The following is a 16301-nucleotide window of genomic DNA, read 5'->3' as shown; positions in this document are numbered from 1 at the left end:
TTTAAAATGAGAAATTCCCCTAGAAAAAATTCCACTCTCTGTCCAGTCACTCACTACCGAACTTACATAGATTATAAGTGTGAAGGGGGTGATGAGGATTATGTTTGGATCATTTGGATGCTGTGATAACTTTAGAGACTGTCATCATCATGAAAGAGAGTGCAGACATCATGAGAAAGAGAAAGAGAAAGAAGTAGTTAGACCACAACAACCAGCTGTATGTAACGTACTTGCTAGCATTTCAGTTGGAACAGAGCTTTCTCTTTTAAGCATTAGAGGTAACGGCACTTTCAACAATGTAATTTTTGAAGGTTTCGCTAACGGTGTTGCTCTTTTCTCTGCTTTAGCTCGTAATAACAATGACAAAGACAATAAAGATAACAACAAAGATGATAAGCACAATCAAAACCGTAATACTTTTACTGGTATTTTACGTGTATGCCCAACTGATATCGTTGCTATCGCTATCTAATTCTGTTCCTTATCCTCTATAGTAAGAAAATAAGATTTACTTTTCTCATAGAAAAAACCTGAGACCGATTTCAAATCGACTCAGGTTTTTTTATTGATTATATGCTTTTAACTAGTTCAACAACTTCTTCAGCAGTTGACATCATTAATGCTTTTTCTGCTAATGTTTCCATTTCTGCTTTTGACAACTTGCTTAGTTGTGTTCTTGCAGGAAGAATAGATGTTGCACTCATACTGAACTCATCTAAACCTAATCCTAATAATAATGGGATAGCAAGTGAATCGCCCGCCATCTCACCACACATACCAGCCCATTTGCCTTCTTTATGAGCAGCATCGATAACCATTTTTACAAGACGTAAAATAGATGGGTTATATGGTTGGTATAAGTAAGATACTTGTTCGTTCATACGGTCTGCAGCCATTGTGTATTGAATTAAGTCGTTTGTTCCGATAGAGAAGAAATCAACTTCTTTTGCGAATTGATCTGCTAATACTGCTGAAGCTGGGATTTCAACCATCATACCAACTTCAATAGAATCAGAAACAGTTGTACCCGCTTCTACAAGTTTTGCTTTCTCTTCTAATAAGATCGCTTTCGCTTGACGGAACTCATCAAGAGTTGCAATCATTGGGAACATAATTTTTAAGTTACCGTATACGCTAGCACGAAGTAATGCACGAAGTTGTGTACGGAACACATCTTGCTCATCAAGACATAAGCGAATTGCACGGTATCCTAAGAATGGGTTCATTTCTTTTGGTAAATGTAAGTATGGAAGCTCTTTATCTCCACCGATGTCAAGTGTACGAACAACAACAGGTTGACCTTCTTTTACACCTTCAAGAACTGCTTTATACGCTTCGAACTGCTCTTCTTCTGTTGGAAGATTGTCACGGCCCATGTATAAGAATTCTGTACGGTATAAACCAACGCCTTCTCCGCCATTATCGATAATACCTTGTACATCATTTGGTGTTCCGATATTTGCAACAAGCTCAACGTGATGTCCATCACTTGTTACAGTAGCTTGGTCTTTTAATTTTGCCCATTCAGCTTTTTGCTCTTCAAATTTCGCTTTCTTTTCTTCAAACGAGCGAAGAGTTTCTTCTGATGGATTAACAATTACTTCTCCATCTAAACCATCGATGATTACGATATCGCCGTTTTGGATTTTCTCCATAACAACTTTTGTACCAACAACAGCTGGAATTTCCATAGAACGAGCCATAATTGCAGAGTGAGATGTACGTCCACCGATATCAGTTGTAAAACCTTTTGCATACTTACGGTTTAACTGAGCTGTATCAGATGGTGTTAAATCTTCAGCAATAATGATTACTTCTTCAGAAATTGTACCTGGATTTGAGAAGTTAATGCCTAGTAAATGTGCAAGAACACGTTTTGTTACGTCACGAATGTCCGCAGCACGTTCTTTCATATATTCGTTATCCATGTTTTCAAACATAGAAATAAACATTGATGCAACTTCATCCATTGCAAATTCAGCATTTACTTTTTCACTATTTACTTTATCTTTTACTGGGTTTACTAGTTCTGGATCATTTAACACTAATAAATGTGCTTCAAAGATCGCAGCTTTGTCAGCACCTAGCTCAGCAAAAGCGTGGTCCTTAATAGCTTCTAATTCAGTTTTTGCTTTCTCAAGCGCAGCTTCTAAGCGTGCAATTTCTGCAGCTTCGTTTGTAATTGATTTCTTTTCGATGTTAAATTCAGGATTTTCAAGTCTGAAAGCCTTTGCAATAGCAATCCCACTTGATGCAGCGATCCCTTGAATGTTAAGAGTCATTATTCTCCTAATCCTTCGTTTTTCATAGTTTCTTCGATAGCTGCTAGTGCTTGAGCTGCATCATCACCATTTGCAGTGATTTTAATTTCCGCGCCTTGTTGAATACCTAAAGACATAACACCCATGATTGATTTTAAGTTAACGTTCTTTCCGTTATACTCTAAGTTAATGTCAGAACCAAATTTGCTTGCAGTGTTTACAAGTAGAGTTGCTGGACGAGCATGAATTCCTGAGTCGCTAGTTACTTTAAAGATTTTTTCCATGATAATTTATCTCCTTTAAATTACAGTATTTTTTAGTTGTATAGACGTGAGTACTACATCATCTATTGTATATAATAGGCGATGTTCGGTCAACCACATCGCCTATTATAATTATAAACATTTTGCGTCAAATTCCTACTGAATGTCAATAATAGCGTTTTCGCCCTTCTTAACATTTCCATCTTTTTTCAATTCGACTTGTTGCCCTTGTTGTAAATTCGTAAATACAATTGGTGTAATGATAGATGGTGCATTTTCTTTTACAAATGCAAGATCTACTTTTAATAATGGTTGTCCTTGTTTCACTTTGTCACCTTGCGCTACAAGTGCTTCAAAACCTTCACCATTTAATTTTACAGTATCAATACCGAAGTGGATTAAAATTTCTTTTCCACCTTCAGATTGTATACCAATTGCATGTTTTGTAGGGAATACGTTGACAATTTCACCATTAACTGGAGAAACTACTGTTCCTTCTGTTGGCTCAATTGCAAATCCATCTCCCATCATTTTTCCTGAGAATACTTGATCCGGCACTTCTGTAATTGGTAGGATTTTCCCTTCAATTGGTGAAACGATTGTTTCGTTTTCATCAACTTTTTGAGGAGCTTCTTCTACTTTTACAGGCTCTGCTTTTTCAACATGAGGTGTACGACCTGACATAATATCATGAATTTGTGATTTTAATGTGTCAGATTTCGGTCCAAAAATAGCTTGAATGTTATTTCCAACTTCAAGTACACCAGCTGCTCCAAGTTCTTTCAAGCGATCTTTATTTACATTCTTTTGTTCGTTAACTTGAACACGTAAACGAGTAATACAAGCGTCTAAAGAAGCAATGTTTTCTTTACCACCAAGTGCTACTAATACTTCACGAGGGAGTTCACCAGCTTCTGCTTTTCCTGCACCTTCATTCGCATTTGCAACTTCACGGCCAGGTGTTTTTAAATTCCATTTACGGATTGCAAATCGGAATCCGAAGTAGTAAATAACCGCTAGTACAAGACCAACAATAATTACCCACCACCATGCCGTACGGCCTGGTAGTACACCGAATAATAGGAAGTCGATTAAACCACCAGAGAATGTCATACCAATTTTAACACCTAAAATTTGCATTGTCATAAATGATAGACCAGCGAATACAGCGTGAATTCCGAATAATACTGGTGCTACGAATAAGAATGAAAATTCAAGTGGCTCTGTAATACCTGTTAAGAAAGATGTTAATGCAGCAGAACCTAAAATACCAGCTGCTAATTTTTTATTTTCTGGACGTGCTTCATGGTACATTGCTAAAGCTGCTGCTGGAAGACCGAACATCATGAACGGATACTTACCAGTTGTAAATGTACCTGCTGTTAATTCTACACCATCTTTTAACTGTGCCATAAAGATTTTTTGGTCACCACGAATTAATTCGCCAGCCGCATTTGTATACTGACCGAATTCGAACCAGAACGGTGAATAGAAAATGTGATGTAATCCAAATGGAATTAATGAACGTTCAATTAAACCGAAAATAAATGCTGCTAACGTTCTATTTGCATCAATCATTTGATGTGAGAACGTGTTTAAGCCACCTTGAATGTATGGCCAAACGAAGCACATGATAATACCTACTATTAAAGAGAATGTTGCAGTTGCGATCGGTACGAAACGCTTACCTGCAAAGAAACCTAAGTATGATGGTAATTCAATGTTGAAGTATTTATTATAGCAATATGCCGCTACTATACCGACGATAATACCACCAAATACTCCTGTTTGTAGCGTTGGAATTCCTAATACGTTTGCATATGCTGGATCCGTAAATCCAATTTTTACTGGATCTGCTCCAGAACTTGTTACTTTCACTAGCTTATCTACTTCTAAGAACACACTCATCGTTTTGTTCATAATTAAGTAGCCGACGAACGCTGCTAAACCAGCTACTCCATCTCCACCAGCTAAACCAATCGCTACCCCAACTGCGAATAATAATGCAAGGTTAGCGAAAATAATATCACCAGATTGTTCCATAATTTTTGCTACCATTACGAACCAATCTGCTTTTAATGCAGGAATAACATTTGTTAACTGTGGATTTTGAAATGCATTACCAAATCCAAGTAAAATACCTGCTGCCGGTAAAATCGCAACTGGAAGCATTAACGCTTTTCCGACTTTTTGAAGAACACCAAAGATCTTCTTAAACATGGAAACCCTTCCTCTCTTATCTATATTGATACCTTCCGACAAACGCCAAAAAGACATGAGGAAAAAAAGATAGAACGATAGCTATACAAAGGGTAGTATATCCCTTTCTCTAGCTTACATTCCTTACTTTTCTCCACTCATGCCTGATCGAATCAGTAACACGTGTCAAAAATAGGTTTACGTATAAGTTCACTATAATTAAGGCAAACGTTTTCGTTTTATACCTTAATGTGTTTGTCGAAATTTGTATAACTTTGCAATAGTTATTATACATAACTATTGTAAGCGATTCAATGATTTTTTTTAACGTTTTCATTTTCGACAAAAATATATGTCTTTTTACACATGCTCTGCTTTCACTAAGCGCTGCAGGTGCATCGTTAAATATATACTCTCTGCTTCATAAACAGGAAGTTGCAATTCTTTTTGCATAACCTTAACTAGCTTCCAAGCTAAATTATAACAGACAGGATATTCCGCCTTTAATAAATCAGCAAAACTTTGCGATTCCTCTACTTTTTCTCCTTTTTTCACCCTCTCAATAGCATATTGAAGATGACGAATAAGGCGTAAATAGTGAATACTTTCTTGGTCTAATGTAATTTGTAAGTTCGTCTCAATTAAAGATACAAGCTGTGCAATGAGACGGGAGTTTTGATTAACTGAAGATAAATCTGAATTTGTAAGTGAACTGTAAATATGGAGTGCAATAAACCCGATTTCTCCTTCTGGCAATGTAATTTGCAAACGAGAATTTAAAAGGTTTACAACACCTTCAGCAATTTTATATTCCTCTGGATAGAGCATTTTCGTTTCAACTAAAAAAGGATTATCAATTGTAAACCCTTGTTTTAAACGCTTAATTGCAAAAGAAATATGATCTGTTAAAGCGATATGAATATGTTCATTCAATGGAGATTTTGCTTTTTCTTGAATGTAGAACATAATATCATTCATTAATTCAATTAATTTTTCACTCACATGTGGAACTAGCAGTTTGTATTGTTCACGATCACGTTCATTTTTTAGAACAAACATTTTTTCAATTTGTTCTTGCTCCAATACATCTTTCGCTTTTTTCCCAAATCCAATTCCTTTACCAATCACTACTACTTCCTCATGTTCAGGATGGCTAGCAATGATGACATTATTATTTAAAACTTTTTTAATTTCTAGATAATTACTCATATAACACCACCCTCGTACTTAAATAGCCTGCTTTTATGTTACAGAACATTCTTCTTTGTCGTCAATGTAAAACATCTACCATTTCATAAAAATTCATTTTTTAGACATGTTTATATATGATGCGTATAATGTAAGAGCAACTGTACATAGAAAGGAGATAGCAACATGATTAAAATGTTTGTAAGTGATATCGACGGTACAATGATGCAACACGGAGGTTTAATTGACGAACAGGATATTGTAGCACTTCGTAGTCTTGCTGAACAAAATGTGATTCTTTGTTTCGCTTCTGGCCGACTTGATAATGAAATTGCAGACTTAATGAAAGCTGTAAATACAAATTTCCACCGCATTAGTGTTAATGGTGTTTTTGTATATACAAATGAAAATAAGCAGCTATTATCTGCAACTTTTGATTCCAGCATTCTTCCTGAATTGTTACACATGACGAATGAAGATCCTTATTTCCGTTATGTTAGTGATGAACATAATTACTACATTGAAGAAAAAACACCGTTTATTCACGAACTTGAGCAACAAGTAACGATGACTTCTGTCGAAGAACCAAATTTATTACAGAAAATAGATGATACAATTTTCCCGAATAAAATTTCTGTCGGTGGAACAAAGGAGAGCTTACAACTCCTTCAGAAAAAAATTGATGAAAAATTTCATGGAAAAGTTAGTACGTTCATTTCAGCAGAACAATGCTTAGATGTAATGCCACCTAATATTAGTAAAGGTTCTGCTATTTCTGTTTTATTAAAAGAGTTTCAATTACAACCAGAGGAAGTTGCTTGCATAGGGGATTCTTATAATGATATTCCAATGTTTGCTTTAACTCCTCACAGTTTTGCTATGGCTCAAGCAGATGACGCAGTAAAAGAACACGCTCACTATGTGGTAAATACAGTTAAAGATGCTGTTAACCACGTAATTGCTCATAATAAAAATACGACTCACTCCTTGTAAGGATGAGTCGTATTTTTTCTTTACATGTTAAACAATTTGACATTTACTGTACTTCACAAACTGAAATATATTATTTGTTACGTGCGATGTTTGTAATAAACTTATAACGATCTCCACGATAAATACATTTCACATACTCTAACGGTACTTCACCTTCTGAATATGACCATTGACGCATTACAAGCACTGGCGCCTTTTTAGGAATATGCAGATGTTCCGCTTCATTGTCCGTTGCAATTGAAGCTTCAATTGATTGAGTAGCGCTAACAAGTTTGAAGCCCAGTTTTTTCTCTAAATGTTCATATAAAGATTGTTGCAATATTTCTTCGTTAATATCTTTTACAAGAGCTGGCGACAAATATGTCGTCTCAAAAGCAATCGGTTCATCATCAGCTAAGCGAATACGCCTCACTTCATAAACCGACTCTCCCTCCTGTATTCTCAGCCGGTCTGCTATTTTCGCAGTAGCTGGAACGAGGCGGAAACTTAATAATTGACTACTTGGGTTCATCCCACGAGAGATCATATCTTCTGTGAATCCTGTCATTCCTTGCAATTTTTGTTCCACTTTCGGAAGTTGGACAAACGTACCGATTCCACGTTTCCGATATAAATAACCTTGTTCCACTAAATTATTAATCGCCTGTCTGATTGTCATACGACTCACTTCGAACTTATCGCAAAGTTCATTCTCAGATGGGATTTTATCTCCCGGCTTCCATTCGCCGTCCTCAATTAGCTGTTTCACCCACTCTTGAATCTGATAATAGATCGGAAATGGTGAATACTTGTCGATGTTCATCAGCAATCGCCTCACTGCATAAAGATAGAGCTTCTTGATCAGCGATTACGGTTACATTCGGATGACGTTGTAAAACTGTAGCAGGACACGCTTCACTATATGCACCTTGCAATAATTCTTTAACTGCTTCTGCCTTTTTAGAACCCATAGCAACAAGTAGAATTTGTTTCGCTTTCATAATGCTTCCAATTCCCATTGTAATTGCATTAGTTGGCACATCTTCTTCTTTTTCGAAGAAGCGAAGGTTTGCTTGGCGTGTAGATTCTGTTAATTCAACAATGTTTGTTGGAGAATTAAACGGTGTTCCTGGTTCGTTAAATCCGATGTGACCGTTTTCACCGATTCCAAGAATCTGTAGGTCAACTGGGTTAGCAGCTAGAATGCCCTCGTAACGTTTGCACTCTTCCTCTAAATCACTTGCCATCCCGTTTGGTACATAAGTTTGTTTAAATGGAAGATGATCAAACAACTGTTCTTGCATGAAATAGTGATAGCTGTTTTTATCTTCATGTGGTAAATTTACGTACTCATCTAAGTTTACAGTGGTTACACGGCTTGTATCAAGTTTATTTTTTCGCATTTCTGCATAAATACCTAATGGAGAGCTTCCTGTAGCCATTCCTAATGTTGGATTTTCTTTTGTTTTTACAACTTCTTCAATTAATTTATAACCTGCTTCTGCTAGTTCTTCTGGAGTTTTTACAACAAGAATATTCATTTCATTACTTCCCTTCCTTCATATGAATTCCTAAACGAACCGTATCATATACATGTAAATCTTCATTCACCACAACAAAGTCTGCATCTTTTCCTACCGCTAATGCACCTTTATTATTTAATCCAAACTCTTCTGCTTGGTTCACTGATGTCATTAGTACTGCATCTTCGATTGAACAACCTGTAAATTCAATTACATTTCGGAAAGCTTGATCCATTTTTAGAATACTACCAGCTAACGTTCCATCTTCTAATCGAGCACTACCATCTTTTACATGTACTGGCTGTCCGCCAAGCTCATATAATCCATCTTCAAGACCTTTTGCACGCATTGCATCAGTAATAACACTTACTTTTTTCGGTCCTTTTAATTTATATGCTAATTTCACCATATCCGGGTGAATGTGAATACCATCTGTAATTACTTCAACCATTACATCTGGATTTAATAACACATGACCAACAACTCCTGGTTCACGGTGATGTAATCCACGCATTTGATTGTATAAATGCGTTGCATGTGTAATGTTTCTATTTTTTAGTTGCGCATCAATTGCATCGGTATGTCCCATTGTGCCAACAACACCAGTTTCAGCAAGATATTGCTCAAACTCTAACGCACCTTCTTCTTCAGGTGCATATGTTACTAATTTAATTAAATTTCCGCTTGCTTCCTGCCATTGTTTAAATTGTTCAATATTCGCAGGAACAATATGTTCAAGTGGTTGTGCACCTGCACGTTTCTTTGAAACATACGGTCCTTCTAAGTGAATATATTCGAAATGTGCTCCTTTTTCTTTCGCTTCCTTCGCAGCATGTAGTGCTGCTTCGATTGCTTCTGGAGCTTGTGTCATTGTTGTTGGGAAGTAAGTTGTAACTCCTTCTTTTAACATTTCTTTACCTAGAGTTACTAACCCATCGCTATTTGCATCCATCGCATCAATATCGTATCCACCATGAATATGAACATCAATCATACCTGGAATCACAATTTTCCCTGCCGCATCTAAAACCGCTTCATTTTCTTGTGATACATATTGAGCCATCAAACCAATTTCTTTAATTGTTTCTGTGTAACGAATAAATCCGTTTTCCACTACTTCTTGACCTGTATAAATTTTGGCATTGATGACAACTTGCGTTTTCATTTTCATCGATCCTTTCCCATGAAATACCTACTTGTTATTATTACCTTATTCGCCTAATTCCATCTTAATATATGCACGAGTAGTTGTCTATACATTCTAATGAAATTTCCTCTTTGTTTAACAAAAAGGAAACTTAGTACGTCTCTCGCAATTATAATATATGTTATTCATTTTTTCCAAAAAGGAACAATATCATCTATTGTATGAATCACTTAAGTAATGGCATTAATCCGCTAGACCCAATTGTAATATGTTCGCCGTCTGTTTCCATTTCTACTGTACGCTTATTTGTTCCATACATCATTATACCATGCTGTTTTAATCGTCTCACTACACTTTGATGCGGATGTCCATACGGATTTCTGCTACCATAAGAAAGAATCGCGAACTGTGATTCTACCTTCTTTATAAACCTTTCACTTGTTGAAGTGTACGAGCCATGATGTCCCACCTTTAACACATCTGCATGTACATCAAATTGCTTTAATATTTCAGTTTCCGTTCGCACATCAGCATCACCCATTAGTAAAAAATCTGCCTTACCATACCGAATCTTTAATACAATTGAAGATTCATTATTTTCATCTTTGGACTTCCCATTGTTTAATACTTGTATGGAAACATGCGGATCTAGCGGTATGTATTGTCCCTCTTTTACTGAAATGAAAGGGATTCCCCTTTTCTTTATATGATTTCGATACGTATGATAAGTAAGAGAACTATATGTTTTTCCACTATCTAATATAAGTGATACCGGCATCTGCTCTACAATCGGAATGAGTCCTCCAATGTGATCCATATCCGGATGAGTACTGACGATAGCATCTAAATGGTTAATTCCTTTTTCAATTAGTTTTTGGATAACAACCTCACCAGCTTCATAAGGCCCTCCATCAATTAACATCGTTTGTCCATTTGGCAATATAATAAGTGTTGCATCACCTTGTCCAACTTTTAAGAAACTCACTTTCATTTTACCAAAATGTTGCCGCTGCATACGTAAAGGAGACGCGGTATGAATAGACATCATATACCTTTTGGCAGATGCACTATTTAAAGAAAAGCATAACAAAACAGAAACTAATAATAAAACACTTCGTATACCTCTCATAACTCGTCTCCTTTTTTCAATTAGTATGGCACGGTATATAATTGATATACAAAAAAGCTTAGCAAAATGCTAAGCTTTTATTTCGATATCTCTTGTAAAGAACCGAAGAATAAATCCGCTTCATTCATTTGTTCGTTTTCTTCAGAAAGCGGAGGTAAATCATCTAATGTTTTTAATCCAAATGTGTCTAAAAATTCTTTCGTCGTTCCATATAAAATCGGACGCCCAGGTCCTTCTGCTCTTCCCATTTCTTTTATAAGTAAGTGTGATACTAACGTTTGTAACGCCTTATCGGTTTTTACCCCTCTAATCTCTTCCATTTCTGTTCTTGTAATGGGTTGACGATATGCAACAATTGCTAACGTTTCTAGCGCAGCCTGAGAGAGTGAAGCAGCTGTTGGGATATCTATTAGTTTTTGATAGTACGACGCATGTTCTTTCTTTGTAGCAAAACGATATACTTTTGCATACTGTACAATTTGCAAACCTCGGTGTGCACCTTCACATTCTTTTTGCATTTCTTCTAAAATATCGATTACTTCGTTTCCTTCAATTTCAAGGACTTTTGCTATTTGTTCAGGAGAAATCCCTTCATCACCAGAAACAAATAAAAGCCCTTCAATGATTGATTTCTGTTCTGTTCTATCCATCTTACGAGCTCCTTCCTCCTATTTTCTCCATAAAAATACACATCAAAAAACCGAATCACAATCAATGCGTTCGGTTCAATATTTTTTCTCTTGTTCCAAACGATACATTCAAACCTAGCATGAGATATACTATTTCTATCCCATTTTCCATACTAACTCTATGCAGATTTAGTATAGCTTGATACGAAAATTTCATCAAAATTATGTTCTTGTTCAATTACGATTTGTTGATTTTTCATAAGCTCAAGAACCGCTAAAAATGTTACAACCATTATTTCCCGTTCATCATCAACAAACAAATCATAAAAACTTTGACGACCACCTTGTATTTCTAACAGCTTTAAAATATCCGTCATACGCTGTTCAATTGGTATTTCTTGACGAGTAATACGTGTTGTCACAGGTTTCTTTGCTTTTTTACGGCGCATTAATTTTTGAAATGCCGCTAGCATATCATATAACGTAACATCAAGAGGCAAGCTTGTCTCCTCTTCTTGTTGCAACGATGTAAAATCAATTGGCGGACGTGTATATAGCTGTGCTCTTTCTTGTTCTCTTTCTTTTAGTTCAGTAGCAACTTGCTTATATTTCTTATATTCAATTAACCTCTCCATCAATTCTTGACGAGGATCATCTATAAAGTCATCACCGTTATCAAGTACATCTTCTTCATGTTTCGGCAACAACATTTTACTTTTAATTTGTAATAACGTTGCAGCCATTACTAAATACTCACTTGCAACATCTAATTGTAGTTCTTTCATCGTATGAACATAAGATAAATATTGCTCTGTAATTTCCGCTACAGGAATATTATATATATCAATTTCATAACGATGTATTAAATGTAACAATAAATCTAAAGGCCCTTCAAAAGCCTCTACTTTAAAATTATACTGCACAAAGCATCCCACCACATTTTTTCTATAACAACATAAGTATAGAGCATACTCATGTTCTATCCAACCTTTTTAAGAAATTTAATTAAAAATAGACCTATGCCTATGGCATCATGCCCACCACTTCATATGATAACAGTGTAGTAAGAACAATGTAGGAGGTCAAAAAACTATGGGTCACGTTGATTGTGGTTTTAGCGGTGGGTTCGCATTACTTGTTGTATTGTTTATTTTACTCATTATTGTAGGGGCAGCTTGCTTCTGCTAATATGAACAATAACGACTAGGGAGAAATTCCCTAGTCGTTTATTGTTCATATTTCTATGATAAACTTATACTTATAACCGTTAGATAGGGGCGAAGAAAATGTATCCTACGGAATACATACAGTTTTTAATTCATTTTCACGGAGATTATGATTATTTTGAATGCCACGAAATACTGGAAGAATATTGGAAAACAAAACCGAGAGGAAATCGGGATCATTATTTAGTCGGCCTCATTCAAATTGCAGTTTCTTTATACCATCACAGACGCTCTAACTGGAATGGCGCAGAGAAGATGATGAAAAGCGCCATAACGATTTTAGAAAAAAACAGTGCACATTTACTTCGTTTAGGAATAAATGAGGCACAACTTCTGTTCTTACTCAAAGATAAATTGCAATCTATCCAGAAAAAAGAAAGTTTTACACCGTTATTTTTACCATTGTCGGATACAACATTAGAAAAGTACTGCATAGAATTATGTCAGAAACAAAACCTTCCTTGGAAAGACGTGAATGTTACTTCTAATGAATTTATAATACATAAGCACACATTACGTGATCGAACAGAAGTCATCACTGAACGAAACGAACAATTACAAAAAAGAAAGCAGAGATAATAAACTACTTATCTCTGCTTTCACGAATGTATATTTTGTTCAAGCCCTTTACACTTTTTGCAAAAACTTGCTGTTTGCTCATTTCCGCAAATTGTAAATTCAAGAAATTTACTCTTTAACTCTTGAACCATCTTCGTCCCAATACCCATATGACGGTGAGATGGATTCACACTCAAATGCTGAATTTCCAAAACTTGATTCTCTTTTTTTACAATCCCCATTATCCCAACAAAATCTTCGTTTTGTTTCCACAAATACAATTGCCAATCATCCTTTGCTTCATAATCTTTCATAGTCAATTGTAATGTTTTCACATCTTTTTCAGTTGGCATAAATGAAAGAAGCCCCATTGCAATCTTTTCATAACTTTTTTTAAAACGAATTAACATAACCCTTATCCCTTCTTACAAAAGTTACAAACTATTAAATCCCCTCAATCACTCTTTTCATATCACATTCATTTTACAATATTTTCAACAGAGTGAGAAGAGCTTAAAACAACTTGATAATCATACAAAGCGAAAAGAAGAAAGTCAAATATACATTTCATTACTATTTTTGTTAAGTAGATAAAAGAAGAAACACTGTTATATGAAAGTGAAAAGAAACATCCACCGCTCATTATCACTTCACTATTCATCACCTTAGAGCAGATGAATTCTAGCAAAATGAATGTAATAAACAACTTTTATTGAAATGTGTAATCTAATGTATTCTATGTAATTTGTTAATATTTTGTTCTCATAAGCGACTTATTTTCACTACAATCACATTACTACTTGTATCATGTACCGTAAACGAAATACCCATTCCTATTAAAAAAAGAGAGCAATAGCTCTCTTTTCTCATTCACTTATTCTTCCCAAACTTTAACTTCTTTCATTACATCACCTTGACGCATGTTTAATACTGTTTCAATACCGCTTGTTACTTTACCGAATACAGTATGTACACCATCTAAGTGTGGCTGTGGCTCATGAACGATAAAGAATTGGCTACCGCCTGTGTTACGGCCAGCATGAGCCATAGAAAGTGATCCTACAAGGTGTCTATGAGGATTTCCATCAGTTTCACATGGGATAGAGTAACCTGGGCCACCCGCACCTGTTCCTGTTGGGTCTCCACCTTGGCTTACGAAGCCAGGAATAACGCGGTGGAATGTCACACCATCATAAAATCCTTGCTCTGCTAGTTTTTTAAAGTTTTCTACTGTTTTTGGTGCCTCTTCTGGGAAAAATTCCAAATCGATTTTTTCACCATTTTCCATTACTATGTATCCTAAAGTTTTCATACGTATATGTCTCCTTTCAACTATCTCAGCACTATATTACCACATTCATGACTAGAAACAAAAAGAATCCGACAATCTACATACTTCTTTTTTGAAATGTGGAAAAAGCTAGGTGACAAATAAGAAATATATACTATAATAACTGTGTTGCCCGAAAATTTTAGAAAGAGAAAGGGAGCGATTTTTCGTGAAAACGAAATTACTAGCTCTGCTATTAGCTGTAGCAGTATTTATTATGCCAACAGCTTCGTTTGCAGACATCATCGAAGGAGAATCAATTGTTACACTAGGAGAAAACTTGTCTGAACAACAAAAACAAGATCTGTTAAAAGAAATGAAAGCACCAAAAGATGCTACAATTATTACTGTGTCTAATGCGGAAGAACATAAATTTCTAGAAGGGATTGTTCCAAAAGCGCAAATTGGTACGAGAGCAATTTCCTCTTCTATGATCACATACACAAAGCCAGGTTCTGGTCTCATTGTACGTTCAAAAAACATTAATTCAATAACAGATGCAATGTACACAAACGCACTTATTACAGCAGGTGTGAAAGATGCAGAAATTCAAATTACTGCACCATTTAAAGTTTCTGGAACTGCTGCTTTAACTGGTTTAATGAAAGCCTATGAAACAACATCAAACAAAGCAATTCCTGAGGAAGTAAAAAAAGTAGCCAATGAAGAAATGGTGCAAACATCCCAGCTCGGCGATAAAATTGGTGAAGAAAAAGCAGTTCAACTTGTTGCGAAAATTAAAGAAGAAATTGCCAAAGAGCAGCCAAAAACGACTGAAGATTTACGTTCATTAATTAAAAAAATTGCGGATCAACTTGGTATTACATTAACGGATGAACAGTTAGATAACTTAGTTGCTCTATTTGATAAAATGAAAAATCTTAACATTGATTGGAATCAAGTTGGCAGTCAGTTAAATAAAGCAAAAGAACACGTTTCTGCCTTTTTAGGATCTGAAGAAGGGCAAAGTTTCCTAGATAAAGTGAAAGATTTCTTCTCAAGTATCATTGATTTTGTTAAATCGTTATTCAAGTAAAAAGAAGCTCGCTAGTAGCGAGCTTCTTTTTTATACAAGTAACGGCAATTTCATAATAGCTTCTTCAACCGAACGAACAATATGATTCGCTTTCTCCTTCACATATGGATGAGCATGGTGCAGAGTAAATGAATGCGGGGTTACTTCAAACATAGAAATATCATTGAAAGAATCTCCAATGCATGCAACTTCATTTGCTTCAATTTGCAAATGTTCCATTAGTCGTCTTAAAGCACTCCCTTTACTTACTCCCCTTGGCATAATGTCAACATAGCGTTTACCAGACATAAAAACTTCCGCTTCGTTCTGAAATGTATCTCGTAATTCTTGATCTAATGCTTCAATTGTCTCTTCTTCCCCAAAAACAAACAATTTCGCAGGATGTACAGTTTTACCAAATTCCTCTTCTAACGCTTCAATTTCAGCGATATGCACGCCCATATACGCTTCAAAATTATGGTGATGTTCATTCTTCCTTTTTGTATATCGCTGCTCATTTGCACAAACAATATCCGCTAGTCCTTTTTTATGTATATATCGATATATTTCCTGGGCAACCGTATTTTCAAAACTCGATTCATAAAATAAATTCCCATCCGGAAGTAACATTGTCGCTCCATTTAAGCCAGTTGTGTAATATGGGAATTCAAACCTATTTACGACTTCATCAATTCGATGAGTAAAGCGGCCTGAGGCAAAACAAATATTTGTCCCTTTTTCAGCTAACCAACAAATTGCACGTTCATCTTCTTTTTGCATATGATTTACATTGTAAACGAGCGTGTCGTCTAAATCACTTACAAATAATTTAATCATGTCCTCTTCCCCTTCCATACACAA

19 protein-coding genes are annotated in these 16301 nt (G+C 35.6%); 5 read left to right on the top strand and 14 right to left on the bottom strand.

Annotation, left to right across the window (positions count from 1 at the left end):
* Nucleotides 1-100: 100 nt before the first annotated feature.
* Nucleotides 101-472, top strand: a complete 372-nt coding sequence (locus tag QCI73_RS07415; RefSeq protein WP_000468012.1) for a DUF3915 domain-containing protein — start codon at nucleotides 101-103, stop codon at nucleotides 470-472.
* 97 nt (nucleotides 473-569) lie between these two features.
* Here QCI73_RS07415 and ptsP read toward each other — a convergent pair whose 3' ends face one another.
* The 4 genes from ptsP to glcT all read right to left on the bottom strand — a co-directional run bounded on the left by ptsP (nucleotide 570) and on the right by glcT (nucleotide 5932).
* Nucleotides 570-2282: a phosphoenolpyruvate--protein phosphotransferase gene (gene ptsP / locus QCI73_RS07410; protein WP_000174221.1), complete on the bottom strand. Its 1713-nt coding sequence runs from the start codon at nucleotides 2280-2282 to the stop codon at nucleotides 570-572.
* Complete coding sequence (gene ptsH / locus QCI73_RS07405) at nucleotides 2282-2545, bottom strand: phosphocarrier protein HPr (RefSeq protein WP_000411079.1); 264 nt, start codon at nucleotides 2543-2545, stop codon at nucleotides 2282-2284. The genes ptsP and ptsH overlap by 1 nt, the downstream gene beginning before the upstream one ends.
* A gap of 135 nt (nucleotides 2546-2680) precedes the next feature.
* Entirely contained in the window at nucleotides 2681-4744 is a 2064-nt protein-coding gene (ptsG, locus tag QCI73_RS07400) for a PTS glucose transporter subunit IIABC (RefSeq protein WP_327922549.1), read from the bottom strand.
* A 339-nt stretch (nucleotides 4745-5083) separates the two neighbouring features.
* A complete protein-coding gene (gene glcT, locus QCI73_RS07395; RefSeq protein WP_000073863.1) occupies nucleotides 5084-5932 on the bottom strand; it encodes a glucose PTS transporter transcription antiterminator GlcT in 849 nt (282 codons plus the stop codon).
* 165 nt (nucleotides 5933-6097) lie between these two features.
* Here glcT and QCI73_RS07390 point away from each other — a divergent pair, with 165 nt between their 5' ends.
* Nucleotides 6098-6904, top strand: coding sequence for a Cof-type HAD-IIB family hydrolase (locus QCI73_RS07390; RefSeq protein ID WP_000594235.1), 807 nt, complete (start codon nucleotides 6098-6100; stop codon nucleotides 6902-6904).
* A gap of 70 nt (nucleotides 6905-6974) precedes the next feature.
* Here QCI73_RS07390 and phnF read toward each other — a convergent pair whose 3' ends face one another.
* From phnF to scpA, 6 genes are all read right to left on the bottom strand, one after another.
* Nucleotides 6975-7706, bottom strand: coding sequence for a phosphonate metabolism transcriptional regulator PhnF (gene phnF / locus QCI73_RS07385; RefSeq protein WP_002194085.1), 732 nt, complete (start codon nucleotides 7704-7706; stop codon nucleotides 6975-6977).
* Nucleotides 7636-8424: a glucosamine-6-phosphate deaminase gene (nagB, locus tag QCI73_RS07380; RefSeq protein ID WP_353822715.1), complete on the bottom strand. Its 789-nt coding sequence runs from the start codon at nucleotides 8422-8424 to the stop codon at nucleotides 7636-7638. Before nagB ends, phnF begins: the two co-directional genes overlap by 71 nt.
* Nucleotides 8425-8428: 4 nt before the next feature.
* Nucleotides 8429-9571 carry an N-acetylglucosamine-6-phosphate deacetylase gene (gene nagA, locus QCI73_RS07375; protein ID WP_353824095.1) on the bottom strand — a complete coding sequence of 381 codons (1143 nt, stop codon included), beginning with the start codon at nucleotides 9569-9571 and terminating at the stop codon, nucleotides 8429-8431.
* Between the two features lie 208 nt (nucleotides 9572-9779).
* Nucleotides 9780-10682 carry a ComEC/Rec2 family competence protein gene (locus QCI73_RS07370; protein WP_353822714.1) on the bottom strand — a complete coding sequence of 301 codons (903 nt, stop codon included), beginning with the start codon at nucleotides 10680-10682 and terminating at the stop codon, nucleotides 9780-9782.
* A 77-nt stretch (nucleotides 10683-10759) separates the two neighbouring features.
* A complete protein-coding gene (scpB, locus tag QCI73_RS07365) occupies nucleotides 10760-11332 on the bottom strand; it encodes a segregation/condensation protein ScpB (RefSeq protein WP_000376222.1) in 573 nt (190 codons plus the stop codon).
* A gap of 158 nt (nucleotides 11333-11490) precedes the next feature.
* The gene (gene scpA / locus QCI73_RS07360) at nucleotides 11491-12234 is read right to left on the bottom strand and encodes a segregation/condensation protein A (protein ID WP_001199760.1); all 744 of its coding nucleotides are present in this window, start codon (nucleotides 12232-12234) and stop codon (nucleotides 11491-11493) included.
* A 169-nt stretch (nucleotides 12235-12403) separates the two neighbouring features.
* Between scpA and QCI73_RS07355 the strand changes: the two genes are divergently transcribed.
* Together QCI73_RS07355 and QCI73_RS07350 are read left to right on the top strand one after the other, a co-directional pair.
* On the top strand, nucleotides 12404-12499 hold the full coding sequence (locus tag QCI73_RS07355) for a YjcZ family sporulation protein (RefSeq protein WP_000510194.1): 96 nt from the start codon (nucleotides 12404-12406) through the stop codon (nucleotides 12497-12499).
* Between the two features lie 98 nt (nucleotides 12500-12597).
* Nucleotides 12598-13116 carry a DUF309 domain-containing protein gene (locus QCI73_RS07350; RefSeq protein ID WP_353822713.1) on the top strand — a complete coding sequence of 173 codons (519 nt, stop codon included), beginning with the start codon at nucleotides 12598-12600 and terminating at the stop codon, nucleotides 13114-13116.
* Nucleotides 13117-13136: 20 nt separating this feature from the next.
* Here the strand turns inward: QCI73_RS07350 and ribT are convergent, their stop codons facing one another.
* The 3 genes from ribT to QCI73_RS07335 all read right to left on the bottom strand — a co-directional run bounded on the left by ribT (nucleotide 13137) and on the right by QCI73_RS07335 (nucleotide 14407).
* A complete protein-coding gene (gene ribT, locus QCI73_RS07345; RefSeq protein WP_000908397.1) occupies nucleotides 13137-13505 on the bottom strand; it encodes a GNAT family N-acetyltransferase RibT in 369 nt (122 codons plus the stop codon).
* Nucleotides 13506-13573: 68 nt separating this feature from the next.
* Complete coding sequence (locus tag QCI73_RS07340; RefSeq protein ID WP_002028396.1) at nucleotides 13574-13756, bottom strand: hypothetical protein; 183 nt, start codon at nucleotides 13754-13756, stop codon at nucleotides 13574-13576.
* A 213-nt stretch (nucleotides 13757-13969) separates the two neighbouring features.
* Nucleotides 13970-14407 (bottom strand): peptidylprolyl isomerase, encoded by a 438-nt coding sequence (locus QCI73_RS07335; protein WP_000853792.1) that lies wholly within the window; start codon nucleotides 14405-14407, stop codon nucleotides 13970-13972.
* Nucleotides 14408-14594: 187 nt separating this feature from the next.
* Here QCI73_RS07335 and QCI73_RS07330 point away from each other — a divergent pair, with 187 nt between their 5' ends.
* Entirely contained in the window at nucleotides 14595-15461 is an 867-nt protein-coding gene (locus tag QCI73_RS07330) for a DUF1002 domain-containing protein (protein ID WP_000850502.1), read from the top strand.
* Between the two features lie 30 nt (nucleotides 15462-15491).
* Here QCI73_RS07330 and QCI73_RS07325 read toward each other — a convergent pair whose 3' ends face one another.
* Entirely contained in the window at nucleotides 15492-16295 is an 804-nt protein-coding gene (locus QCI73_RS07325) for a Cof-type HAD-IIB family hydrolase (protein WP_002022291.1), read from the bottom strand.
* Between the last annotated feature and the right edge of the window lie 6 nt (nucleotides 16296-16301).

This window comes from Bacillus cereus group sp. MG16 (assembly GCF_040459875.1).
Classification (GTDB): domain Bacteria; phylum Bacillota; class Bacilli; order Bacillales; family Bacillaceae_G; genus Bacillus_A; species Bacillus_A paranthracis.
This window is presented reverse-complemented; position numbering and strand designations above follow the sequence as displayed.

Bases quoted from the DNA above. Each gene is read 5' to 3' on its own strand.
- QCI73_RS07415 (WP_000468012.1), top strand. From the start codon at position 101: ATGTTTGGATCATTTGGATGCTGTGATAACTTTAGAGACTGTCATCAT.
- ptsP (WP_000174221.1), bottom strand. From the start codon at position 2,282: ATGACTCTTAACATTCAAGGGATCGCTGCATCAAGTGGGATTGCTATT.
- ptsH (WP_000411079.1), bottom strand. From the start codon at position 2,545: ATGGAAAAAATCTTTAAAGTAACTAGCGACTCAGGAATTCATGCTCGT.
- ptsG (WP_327922549.1), bottom strand. From the start codon at position 4,744: ATGTTTAAGAAGATCTTTGGTGTTCTTCAAAAAGTCGGAAAAGCGTTA.
- glcT (WP_000073863.1), bottom strand. From the start codon at position 5,932: ATGAGTAATTATCTAGAAATTAAAAAAGTTTTAAATAATAATGTCATC.
- QCI73_RS07390 (WP_000594235.1), top strand. From the start codon at position 6,098: ATGATTAAAATGTTTGTAAGTGATATCGACGGTACAATGATGCAACAC.
- phnF (WP_002194085.1), bottom strand. From the start codon at position 7,706: ATGAACATCGACAAGTATTCACCATTTCCGATCTATTATCAGATTCAA.
- nagB (WP_353822715.1), bottom strand. From the start codon at position 8,424: ATGAATATTCTTGTTGTAAAAACTCCAGAAGAACTAGCAGAAGCAGGT.
- nagA (WP_353824095.1), bottom strand. From the start codon at position 9,571: ATGAAAACGCAAGTTGTCATCAATGCCAAAATTTATACAGGTCAAGAA.
- QCI73_RS07370 (WP_353822714.1), bottom strand. From the start codon at position 10,682: ATGAGAGGTATACGAAGTGTTTTATTATTAGTTTCTGTTTTGTTATGC.
- scpB (WP_000376222.1), bottom strand. From the start codon at position 11,332: ATGGATAGAACAGAACAGAAATCAATCATTGAAGGGCTTTTATTTGTT.
- QCI73_RS07355 (WP_000510194.1), top strand. From the start codon at position 12,404: ATGGGTCACGTTGATTGTGGTTTTAGCGGTGGGTTCGCATTACTTGTT.
- QCI73_RS07350 (WP_353822713.1), top strand. From the start codon at position 12,598: ATGTATCCTACGGAATACATACAGTTTTTAATTCATTTTCACGGAGAT.
- ribT (WP_000908397.1), bottom strand. From the start codon at position 13,505: ATGTTAATTCGTTTTAAAAAAAGTTATGAAAAGATTGCAATGGGGCTT.
- QCI73_RS07340 (WP_002028396.1), bottom strand. From the start codon at position 13,756: ATGAATAGTGAAGTGATAATGAGCGGTGGATGTTTCTTTTCACTTTCA.
- QCI73_RS07335 (WP_000853792.1), bottom strand. From the start codon at position 14,407: ATGAAAACTTTAGGATACATAGTAATGGAAAATGGTGAAAAAATCGAT.
- QCI73_RS07325 (WP_002022291.1), bottom strand. From the start codon at position 16,295: ATGGAAGGGGAAGAGGACATGATTAAATTATTTGTAAGTGATTTAGAC.